Origin of the sequence: Streptomyces bobili (genome assembly GCF_002154575.1) — a bacterium.
Taxonomy (GTDB): domain Bacteria; phylum Actinomycetota; class Actinomycetes; order Streptomycetales; family Streptomycetaceae; genus Streptomyces; species Streptomyces bobili.
This window is the reverse complement of the sequence record NZ_MUBA01000196.1, coordinates 1-10,264: the sequence shown is the minus strand read 5'-3', so window position 1 is coordinate 10,264 and position 10,264 is coordinate 1. Positions and strand designations below refer to the sequence as shown.

The window sequence follows — 10,264 nt, the reverse complement described above, 5'->3', positions numbered from 1 at the left end:
AGCCCTCGGCACACCCGGCGGGGCCGCCGGGTGTGCCGAGGGCTAGCAGGGCGCCGATGGTGGTGAGGGCGAGGACCGCGGCGTGTCTGCGCCGGTGGGCGGAACGGGGTCGCCGGGACAACGGCTTCTCCTTCTGCGACGGTCGGCCCGTCGTGCGGGCCGAGGTGGGGGCGGACCGGCGGGGTGGGGCACGGTCCGGAACGCGCGCACGGCAGGGCAGGTGCGGTCTGCGGGCGTCCGTCGGGATGCGAAGGGGTGGGAGTGGAGGATGCGCCCCATGGGGGGCGTGAAGGAACGGTGAATGTTCGGCAGCAGCGTGGCATCCGGGACGTGAGTTTGTCATGAGAATGCCAAGACAACGGCCTGAATTAGCCCTGACACAAAGGGAGTTGAGCATTTCGGCACGTCTTTTCGGCCGAGGACCGGACTGAGGGTTTGGTACGCCGCGGTCGGGCCCGTGCGCCGGCGGCGGGGCGCGGCTGTGGGCCGTTCGAGTGGTCGGCGTCGGCGCGGCGACGTACCGTCGGTACGAAACCTCACGGGGCGCGGGGCACAGCCCGGGGCCCGAGACGGGCGGGAGCGGTTATGCGCGGACACAGGACGACGAGGACGGCGGCGCTGCTCTGTGCGGCGCTGGGACTCACCGCGGCGGTCGGGACGGCCTCGGCCGCACCCGCCGCGTCACCGCCCACCGCGCGGCCGGGCGCGTCACCCGTCCTGGTCGACTGCCTCTGGCACCCGAAGGTGCGGCCCACCGCCTTCATCCTGGCCTGCGGCGACGGCAACAGCCGGCTCGCCTCACTGAAGTGGGACCACTGGAACGCCAGGTCCGCGAAGGCCACGGGCGTCAACGTCGTCAACGACTGCGAGCCCTACTGCGCGGCCGGCACCTTCCACTCGTACCCGGTCGTCGTACGGCTGGACAAGGCGCAGCCCTGGAAGAAGGACCCGCGGACGCAGCGCTACGACCGGATCGTCCTGGAGTACCCGGCCCAGCGGCCGGAACAGTTCGCGAAGGTCATGACCTACCCGCTGTGGGACTGAGGAGCGCGGCGAGAACCGGGCCGGAGACGGGCGCGGACCTCACGCCATGAGGCCGACGGCCGCTGTCACCCCGTGAGGCCCACGGCGGCCGTCACCCCATGAGGCCGGCGGCGGTCGTCGCGCCGAGTTCCCAGCAGGCCTCCACGTCGGCCTTGCCCGGTTCACCGGTGACGGTGACGGGCTCGGCCGCGCTGCGCCAGCCGAGGCCGGTCGTGAGGGCCTCGATGGCGCGTACGGCGCCGGTGACGTCGTTGCCGCCATGCACGTAGTAGGCGAAGGGGCGGCCTCGGGTGGTGTCGAGGCAGGGGTAGTACACCTGGTCGAAGAAGTGCTTGAGGGCGCCCGACATGTAGCCCAGATTGGCCGGCGTGCCCAGCAGGTAGCCGTCGGCGGCCAGGACGTCGGAGGCGGTGGCGGCGAGAGCGGCCCGGCGGACGACACGGACGCCTTCGATCTCCGGCGCCGTCGCGCCCTGGACGACCGCTTCGAACATCGCCTGGCAGTTCGGCGAGGGTGTGTGATGGACGATCAGCAAGGTGGCCACGGCATCGAACCCTGCCCGCTCGGGCGGCGCGCCGCAAGCGGCGGCCCTGCCGGTGGAGCGACCGCACGCACCGGTGGGATGGGCGCCCGCACCGGTGGAGTGGGCGACCGTGACGCCGACGGGATTCGAACCCGCGGACGAGTACGGGCAGGCCCGCCCGATCCCGTCAAACGTCACGGGGAGGGTCTCCCCCGCGACGGTGCGATGGGCCGCTCTGCCACGGCGCCACGGCCTGCGGGGCCGCGCGACCCCGGTGCGGTCACCCTACAGCCGCACCAACTCCGCACCGGGGGAACGCATTTGAGACGCGCTCGGGCCACGCTCGGGCCGCCCCTGGCCCGCCGTACGGTCAGCTTCCGTATCCGCTGTGATCAAAGTGCGGCACTCGTTCACACGTTCCGGAGTTCCTTGCGCCAGTCCCGGAAGGTGTCACTCTTTCGAGCGACCCCCTCCGTACGGTTCGGGACACGAACGGGGCCGGAGGAGCCCGGACCCGTGCAACCGGCAGAAGCCGTAGGAGGACCGCCATGACCAATGTGGAAATCTCCCTCAAGGAGACGATGACCGTGGTGGAGGGGGCACTGGGCGCGGCCGTCGTCGACTACACCAGCGGCATGGCGCTCGGCACGCTGGGCGGCGGCAAGGACCTCGACCTGGCCGTCGCCGCCGCCGGCAACACCGACGTGATCCGTGCCAAGGTCCGCACGATGGAGCACCTCGGACTGAAGGGCGAGATCGAGGACATCCTGATCACCCTCGGGACCCAGTACCACCTCATCCGGCTGGTGAAGGGGCGGCAGGGCAGCGGGTTGTTCATCTACCTCGTCCTGGACCGGGGGCGGTCCAACCTCGCGATGGCCCGTCACCAGCTCAAGCGGATCGAGACGGAACTCGAGGTGTAGCCGGCTCCGTGACGAACGGCTTCGCACGCCCACGAATTGAAGATTCCTTCATCTCGACACCTCGACACCTCGATATCTCGGCACATCCACATCAGTGCATCACCGGGGCGTGCGGAGCCGGAAGTCGCCAGGATCATGACGCCACGCAGGACCCGAGAACGGCAGGGAGCGAGCGATCGACCATGCAGGTCCCCCTCTATCAGGCCAAGGCCGAGTTCTTCCGCATGCTGGGGCACCCGGTGCGCATCAGGGTCCTCGAACTGCTTCAGGGCGGGCCCGTCGCCGTGCGGGACCTGCTCACCGAGATCGAGATCGAACCGTCCAGCCTGTCCCAGCAGTTGGCCGTGCTGCGGCGTTCCGGGATCGTCGTCTCGATCCGGGAGGGCTCGACGGTCAGCTACGCGCTGGCGGGCGGTGACGTCGCCGAGCTGCTCCGCGCGGCCCGCCGCATCCTGACCGAACTGATCGCCGGGCAGCATGAGTTGCTGGCCGAGCTGCGACAGTCGGAGCCGTCGGTGCCGGCACCCCCGCTGCCCTGACCGCTCTCCCACCCGCACCGGGGCCCGGCCGCCGCGACCTGCGTCGTACGGCGTCCGGGCCCATGCCGGCCGCGCGGATCAGCCGCCGCTCAGGCGGGCGCGCAGCAGATCCTTGCCCATCTCCGCACCCTTGCGGCTGTCCGCCTGGGCCTTGCGGAACAGGTCCGCGACCTCGGTGTCCTTGTCGCGTTCGGCGTCCTTGATATAGGTCTCCAGCCGCAGCGCGTTGCTCAGGCACGCCTCGACGTACCAGATGAGGTTGTAGTCCTTGTCCCGCGTACCGGTCACATCGCCGGTCTCTGTTCCCGTGGCCATGTAGGCCTCCTCCCAGCGTGCTGTCGACATGGTCGTTTCCGCTGCCGGGTACCCATGGGGGCCACGGGCACACCGGGACGGGCATCCGGCCCACAGCTTCGCGCCTCCCGGCTTCCCGGCTTCCCGGCTTCCCGGCTTCCCGGCTTCCGGGCTTCCGGGCTTCCGGGTCATCGACCGTGCCGGGCCATCGGCTCCGTGGCAGAGCCTCCCGGACACCCTCGGTCTCCCCTGGCGGGGTGACGGCCCGCCCCGGCTCTCGGTCCTCGGCCGGCCGAACAATGACGCGAGGGTCGAACGAACCGCACCAAAACGCCATGGTTCGCCACCCCTTCCGCCACGTAGAAATATCTACCAGCATGCATATGCCGAGTCGGCGTGCTGCCGACGAGCCGGGCCGGTCCAGGGGCGCTCTCGTGCGTCCGCCGGTTCCGGGCGGACCTCGGACGGAGCCGGATGATGAGCTATGCGATGTGGGCGCGCGGCGTGGAGTGGCTCGCCGCCGCCTCGACGGACCCCCGCAACTGCAAACGGGAGTGGGATCAGGGACACGGCGTCACCCTGCTGGAGGCGGGCCGCTACTGGAACGTACTGAGCGTGCCGGACCGCCTGGGCCTTCTCACCCTGGACCTGCTGTGGCAGCCGACGCTGCCCGTGCCGGGGCCGACCCTCGTGGACACGGCGGCCCAGCGGGTGGGCTTCTTCCTGCCGCCCGACCCGGCGAGCCGCTGGATCGGCGACGGACTGAGACACGTCGGCAGGGGGTCCTGGGTCGCGGTACCCCCGCCGTACCGGCCGGCCCGCTTCCTGGAATGGCTGATCCCGCCGGACGGGACGGGCGCGCTGCACTCCCCCGCCACCCTGGAACTGGCGCTGCGCCAGGCCAACGGGACCCTGGCCGTTCTCCCGCCGCCGCGGGGCGCCTGACTCCGCGCGGTGAGGCCGGCCAGGCCCCCGGTGAGCGCGGGAACCGGGCGCGTACCACCAGCGTGTGCCCCGCGTCGCTCCGGCACGAACCGGCCTTCCCGCCGACCCGGCCCCGTGCGACCGTGTCCGCCCACCGGGGACTGGCGCGTCCGGCCTCCTCCAGGCCCGGCCCACCGTGATTCCCTCCTGCCGCGCACCGACCCGCGCCCGGCTCGTCGCGGAGTGGCGTGCCCGAGGCCGGACAGGGTGAGGGCGGACCCCGTCCCGAGCACGTCCACCGTGCGGTGACCGGACCGGCGCGCGGCCCTCCTCGGGAGTGGCCCAACTCGCCTGCGTCGTACGGCAATTCCGACAGTCGGCACAGAAGCGAACAGATACCGGGCGCTTTCGGCCTGAAGTCTTGCTCGACCGTGCGAGATCGGTCGATGACGGTGTGTACTGTGCTCCGAGTGCCCGGTCCCCACCTCTCGGGCCCACCCCTGCCCTGCCCTTCCCCGGAACGCCGACCCACCCTGGAACCGAATCGATGATCGAACTACCGGACCTGGTGGCCGGTGGCCTCGCCGCCGGCACACTGTCCGCGCTCGCCCTCGGCGGCGGGCTGCTGCGGTTACGACGGCAACAGACCAGGCAGCGGGCGGAGATATCCGCCCTGCGTACGCAACTCGACGGCTCCTTACGGGCGTTCACCGCCGAGGTCGAGCATCTCGCGGCACGGCGGGTGCCCGCCGCCGCCCAACGGGTGGCCCATCCACACCTGGCCGTGCCCGGTCCCCTCCAGCCCCTGACGGTCGGCACCCCGCTCGGCATCGCCCTGGAGAACGTGCTTCTGGCACTCCAGGCGGAGGTGGCCTCCCAGCGCACCCGCGTCGACGCGGCCGCACAGGCCGGCATGCGCGGCGCCACGCGGGAGATCCAGGCGGCCCTCTACCGGCTCCAGGACGCCCTGCGACGACTGCAACAGCGCTACGACGAGCCCGAGTTGGCGCAGACCCTGTTCCAGCTCGACCACGAGAACGAGCAGTCGCTGCGGCGCGCCCAGGTCGCCGCCGTGGTGTGCGGGGCCTGGGTGGGGCTCGCGCGCGAGGAGTCGCACCTGGTGGACGCGGTCACCGGCGGCCAGGCCAGGCTCGCGGGCTATCAGCGCGTCAAGGTGCACAACCATCTGGAACCCGGCACTGCCCTGGTCTCGCACGCCGTGGAACCCGTCGCCATCATCGTCGCCGAACTCCTCGACAACGCGCTGCGGCACTCCGCGCCCGACACCGACGTCGTGGTGAGCCTGGAGCACGTCCACCACGGGGTGTGCGTCACCGTGGACGACGCGGGCCTCGGCATGACCCGTGACGAACGCGACCGCGCCCAGCGGCTGGTGGCCGGTGACGCCCCCATCCTCCTCACCGACCTGGGTGATCCGCCGCGCATGGGCCTGGCCGCGATCGGCCGTCTCACCCGCCAGTTCGACCTGGGCGTCGATGTCTCGTCGGCCTCTCCCTACGGCGGGGTGCGCGCGGTGCTGCGGGTGGACAGCCACCTGCTGAGCCGCCTGGACCCGGCCGACCGGCCACCGGCCCCGAGCGCCCCGCGCACCACCCGCAGGTCCGGCCCCGCCGCGCCGGCCCCCACGCACGCCTACGGCACGCAGGACGCCGTACCGGACGCACCGAGGCACCACACGCCCACGGACGAGAACGGGAACGGAGACGGGGAGGGCGACGGGAACGGGAACGACGGGCTGCCGCAGCGCCGTCGCCGCCGGACCCGGCCCGCCCCGGCCGCCGTACCCGAAGCGTCCGCTCCGCCCGCGTCCTCGCGCCCGGCCCGGCGGCCGGAGGAGGCCGCGGCGGCGCTCGGCGCGCTCCAGTCCGGCACCGCGGCGGCGCGCTCCGGCGCCGAGGCCGCACCCGCGGCCGGCGCGCCGACGGCGACGGCCCACGACACCGACCACACCCACGACGAAGGGGGAGCGGCCCGATGACCAGCCGCAACACGGGCGACACGGCATGGGCGCTGGAGCCGATCCTCCAGGTACCGCACGTGGTGGCCGCCGTCATGCTGACCCGCGACGGGCTCGTGACGGGGTACACCGACGCGCTGTCGCAGCCGTCGGCGGAGCGGGTGGCCGCCATCAGCAGCACCGTGCAGGGGGCCTGCCGCACTGCGGCGGCGGCGTTCGCCGACCGGGACAAGGCCGAGGTGCGGCAGGTCGTCATCGAGTCCGACCACGGCTATGTGCTGATCGTGCCGACGGACCACGGCACCTGCGTCGCCGCGTACGGCGACGGCGAGGTGCGGCTTGACCTGCTGGCGCACCGGGTGCACTCGCAGGTGGCACGGCTGGGCGAGAAGGCCATGGCGGCCGCGCCCCGAGGAGCCGACGACAACGCCCCCGCATGACCGCTCGTCCGGCCGGCCGTCCCCTCGTTCCCGCGTATCTGTCGACCGGCGGGGTGGCCCGCCCCAGCCGTCCGCATCTGGAGCGGCTGTCGGTGCTCGCCCGCACCGAGGAGCGCGTGCCGCCCGGACTGCCCGCCGCCGAACTCGCCCTGCTGGACGCCCTGGAGGGCGGCTCCCTGGCGGTGGTGGAGGCGGCGGCGCTGCTCGGCCTGCCGGTCTCCGCGCTGTGTGTGCTGGCGGCCGGGCTCGCCGACCGGGAGCTGATCCACACCCGCGCGCCGATCCCGCCCGCCGACCGCTTCGACCCCGACCTGCTGAAGAGAGTGGCCGATGGCCTCCGCGCCCTCAAGCACGCCTAGCGCCCGTCGCACCCCCCGCGCCACCGGCGCGATCCACCAGCCCGACACCGCCCGTGACCTGGTGAAGATCCTGGTCGCGGGGCCGTTCGGGGTGGGCAAGACGACCCTGATCGACTCGGTGTCCGAGATCCGGCCGCTGCACACCGAGGAGCACCTCAGCGAGGCGTCCGCGCGGGTGGACGACCTGGACGGGGTACGGGACAAGGCCACGACGACCGTCGCCATCGACTTCGGCCGGCTCAGCCTGCCCGGCGGGGTGGTCCTCTACCTGTTCGGCACTCCGGGGCAGGAGCGGTTCCGGTCGCTGTGGGACGACATCGCCTACGGGGCGCTCGGCGCCCTCGTCCTGGTGGACAGCCGCCGGCTCGACGCCTCGTTCGACGTGCTGGGCCTGGTGGAGGACAGCGGACTGCCGTACGCGGTCGCCTTCAACGCCTTCCCGGACTCGCCCACGCACCACGGCGAGGAGCGGCTGCGGCGGGCCCTGGACCTGGAGCCGTCCACACCGCTGGTGACCTGCGACGCGCGCGACGCCAACTCCTCCATCGACGCGCTGCTCGCGCTCGTCGACCATCTGATCACCCGCGACCCGGCGGAGGCCCGGTGACCACCTATCCCCCGGACCGGCACGACTTCTCCCGCTCGGCTCCCGTCCGGCTGTGGGAGGACGGCTTCGCGTCGGACCCGCACCGCTACTACGCCGCCCTCAGCGCCCAAGGGCCCATCGGCTGGGCCGAGTTGGCGCCAGGTGTGCCGGCGTACCTGGTCACCGACCGGCAGGCCGCGCTGGACGTGCTGCACGACGAGGAGACGTTCTCGCACGACCCGCGCGCCTGGGAGGGGACCGTCCCCGCGGACTCCCCCGTGCTCGGCATGATGCGGTGGCGGCCCAACGCCCTGTTCGCCGACGGCGCCGCCCACGTCCGCTACCGCACCACCCTCATCGACGTGTTCGACCTGGTGGAGCCGCACGACCTGCGGGCCCGGGTGCACCGCGCGGTACGGCTGCTGGTGGACCGGATCGGACCGCACGGCGGGGCGGACCTCGTCGCCGACTTCTCGCGGCCCCTGATGGCGCTGGTCTTCAACGACCTGTTCGGGCTGCCGGACAGTGCCGGCGACCGGCTGGAGGCGGGCCTCGGCAAGATGATGGAGGGCGGCGCGCAGGCCGCCGAGGGCGAGGCCGAGTACGGCCGGTACGTCCTGGAGCTGATCGCGGCCAAGGCCGAGCGGCCCGGCGACGACCTGCCCAGCCGGCTCCTCGGCCACCCCGCCGGGCTCACCGGCGAGGAGGTCACCTGGCAGGTGTTCCTCACCCTCGGCGCCGGTTACGAGCCGACCGCGAACCTGCTGTCCAACACCCTGTCGCGGATCCTGGGCAACCCGCTCTACTACTCCACCCTCACCAGCGGCGCCCGCCCCGTCATGGACGCGGTCGTCGAGGTCCTGCACCACGAGACACCGCTGTCCAACTACGGCATCTACTACGCCCGCAGGCCCGTCTCCTTCCACGGGGTGTGGCTGCGGGACGCCGTGCCCGTGGTGGTGTCGTACGGGGCACTCGGCGTCCGCGCCGAGCGGGAGGTGACGGCCGGCCGGCTTCCGAACGACGCCTCGCACCTGTCGTGGGGCGCCGGATCGCACGCCTGCCCGGTGAAGCAGCACACGCTGCTGATCGTCACCGAGGCGATCGAACGGCTCACCCAGTGGCTGCCCGACCTCGACCCGGTGCTGCCCCGCGAGCGGCTCACCTGGCGGCCGGGTCCCTTCCACCGCTCCCTGACCGCACTGCCCGTCCGTTTCAGCCCCCGTGCCGCCGACCGGCCACACCGATCAGGAGTTCCCTCGTGACCACGACCGACCGCATCGTCCTCGACCCGTTCGGCTCCGACCTGCACGCCGAGAGCGCCCGGCTGCGCGCGCTCGGCCCGATCGTGCCCATCGAGCTGCCCGGCGGCATCCCCGCCTGGGCGCCCACCGGGTACGACACCCTCAAGGAGCTGATCCTCGACCCGCAGGTCAGCAAGGACCCGCGCAAACACTGGCGGCTGTGGCCGGAACTCGGCACACACCCCACCTGGGGCTGGATCCTCGGCTGGGTCGGCGTGGTCAACATGCTCTCCACGTACGGCACCGACCACGCCCGGCTGCGGCGGCTGGTCGCGCCGAGCTTCACGGCCCGGCGCACCGAGTCGCTGCGGCAGCGGGTGGAGACGATCACGGCGGAGCTGCTGGACGGCCTCGACCGGGGCGGGGACACGGCCGATCTGAAGGCCGCGTTCGCCCACCCCCTGCCGATGCGGATCATCTGCGAACTCTTCGGCGTGCCCGAGGACATGCGGGAGGACCACGTCCAGCTGGTCGCCTCGATCATGGACACCACCGACCCCACCCCGGAGCACGCCGAGCGCGTCCAGGAACGGATCGGCTCGGTCCTCGGCGGGCTCATCGCGTACAAGAGCGAGCACCCCGGCGACGACATGACGACCGAACTGATCCGGGTGCGCGACGAGGAGGGCGACCGGCTCAGCGGCGAGGAGCTGCTGTACACGCTGCTGCTGGTCATCGGGGCCGGGTTCGAGACCACCGTGAACCTCATCGGGAACGCCGTGGTGGCGCTGCTGCGCGCGCCCGAGCAGCTGGCGGCCGTACGGCGCGGGGACCTCGGCTGGGACGCGGTGGTCGACGAGACGCTGCGGCTGCATCCGTCGATCGCCACGCTGCCGCTGCGGTTCGCCGTCAGCGACCTGAAGGTGGGCGACGTGACGATCCCGGCCGGCGACGCCATCGTCACGACGTACGCGGCGGCGGGCGTGGACCCGGCGCACTACGGCCCCGACGCGGAGGTCTTCGACGCGGCGCGCCGGGCGGACGACCACCTGGCCTTCGGGATCGGCGTCCACCGGTGCATCGGTGCTCCGCTGGGCCGGATGGAGGCGCTCACCGCGCTGCCCGCGCTGTTCGACCGGTTCCCGCAGCTGCGGCTGGACACGGGCGCCGGGGAGCTGGAGCAGGTGCCGTCGTTCATCGCGAGCGGCTGGCAGACGATCCCGGTCCGGCTGCGCGGCTGACGGCGACCGGGGCACGGTCGCGGCGGCACGGACGGCATCGCGGGGGTGCGACCGGTCCCCCGTTCCGGTCGAACCCCCGCGGCTCCTCGAATCTACGTGCCGGGCGCACCGGCTGTGAATCGTGCCGGTGCCCGCTCGCGGGCTCCGAGGACTCACCTGTGCACAGGTG

The 10,264-nt window shown here is 72.8% G+C and carries 12 protein-coding genes and 1 tRNA gene; 10 read left to right on the top strand and 3 right to left on the bottom strand.

Translation table 11 applies throughout. From position 1 onward, the window contains the following. Nucleotides 1-585: 585 nt before the first annotated feature. A complete protein-coding gene (locus BZL64_RS16745) occupies nucleotides 586-1,044 on the top strand; it encodes a hypothetical protein (RefSeq protein WP_086769991.1) in 459 nt (152 codons plus the stop codon). A gap of 91 nt (nucleotides 1,045-1,135) precedes the next feature. On the opposite strand, the gene BZL64_RS16740 is transcribed toward BZL64_RS16745, so the two are convergent. After that, nucleotides 1,136-1,588, bottom strand: a complete 453-nt coding sequence (locus tag BZL64_RS16740; RefSeq protein WP_086769990.1) for a flavodoxin family protein — start codon at nucleotides 1,586-1,588, stop codon at nucleotides 1,136-1,138. A 110-nt stretch (nucleotides 1,589-1,698) separates the two neighbouring features. Continuing rightward, nucleotides 1,699-1,815: transfer RNA gene (locus tag BZL64_RS39840), tRNA-OTHER, on the bottom strand. 300 nt (nucleotides 1,816-2,115) lie between these two features. Between BZL64_RS39840 and BZL64_RS16735 the strand changes: the two genes are divergently transcribed. Further along, nucleotides 2,116-2,490: a hypothetical protein gene (locus tag BZL64_RS16735; protein WP_086769989.1), complete on the top strand. Its 375-nt coding sequence runs from the start codon at nucleotides 2,116-2,118 to the stop codon at nucleotides 2,488-2,490. Between the two features lie 182 nt (nucleotides 2,491-2,672). Further along, complete coding sequence (locus BZL64_RS16730) at nucleotides 2,673-3,029, top strand: ArsR/SmtB family transcription factor (protein WP_086769988.1); 357 nt, start codon at nucleotides 2,673-2,675, stop codon at nucleotides 3,027-3,029. Between the two features lie 78 nt (nucleotides 3,030-3,107). Here the strand turns inward: BZL64_RS16730 and BZL64_RS16725 are convergent, their stop codons facing one another. Continuing rightward, the gene (locus BZL64_RS16725; RefSeq protein ID WP_086769992.1) at nucleotides 3,108-3,344 is read right to left on the bottom strand and encodes a hypothetical protein; all 237 of its coding nucleotides are present in this window, start codon (nucleotides 3,342-3,344) and stop codon (nucleotides 3,108-3,110) included. Nucleotides 3,345-3,800: 456 nt separating this feature from the next. Between BZL64_RS16725 and BZL64_RS16720 the strand changes: the two genes are divergently transcribed. From BZL64_RS16720 to BZL64_RS16690, 7 genes are all read left to right on the top strand, one after another. Next, nucleotides 3,801-4,268 (top strand): hypothetical protein, encoded by a 468-nt coding sequence (locus BZL64_RS16720; RefSeq protein ID WP_086769987.1) that lies wholly within the window; start codon nucleotides 3,801-3,803, stop codon nucleotides 4,266-4,268. Between the two features lie 526 nt (nucleotides 4,269-4,794). After that, complete coding sequence (locus BZL64_RS16715) at nucleotides 4,795-6,246, top strand: ATP-binding protein (RefSeq protein ID WP_086769986.1); 1,452 nt, start codon at nucleotides 4,795-4,797, stop codon at nucleotides 6,244-6,246. Next, entirely contained in the window at nucleotides 6,243-6,665 is a 423-nt protein-coding gene (locus tag BZL64_RS16710) for a roadblock/LC7 domain-containing protein (RefSeq protein WP_086769985.1), read from the top strand. The genes BZL64_RS16715 and BZL64_RS16710 overlap by 4 nt, the downstream gene beginning before the upstream one ends. After that, nucleotides 6,662-7,024, top strand: a complete 363-nt coding sequence (locus BZL64_RS16705) for a DUF742 domain-containing protein (RefSeq protein ID WP_086769984.1) — start codon at nucleotides 6,662-6,664, stop codon at nucleotides 7,022-7,024. Before BZL64_RS16710 ends, BZL64_RS16705 begins: the two co-directional genes overlap by 4 nt. Then, a complete protein-coding gene (locus BZL64_RS16700) occupies nucleotides 6,996-7,631 on the top strand; it encodes a GTP-binding protein (protein WP_086769983.1) in 636 nt (211 codons plus the stop codon). Before BZL64_RS16705 ends, BZL64_RS16700 begins: the two co-directional genes overlap by 29 nt. Further along, a complete protein-coding gene (locus BZL64_RS16695) occupies nucleotides 7,628-8,875 on the top strand; it encodes a cytochrome P450 family protein (RefSeq protein WP_086769982.1) in 1,248 nt (415 codons plus the stop codon). The genes BZL64_RS16700 and BZL64_RS16695 overlap by 4 nt, the downstream gene beginning before the upstream one ends. Further along, a complete protein-coding gene (locus tag BZL64_RS16690; RefSeq protein ID WP_086769981.1) occupies nucleotides 8,872-10,095 on the top strand; it encodes a cytochrome P450 family protein in 1,224 nt (407 codons plus the stop codon). The genes BZL64_RS16695 and BZL64_RS16690 overlap by 4 nt, the downstream gene beginning before the upstream one ends. Nucleotides 10,096-10,264 lie beyond the last annotated feature (169 nt).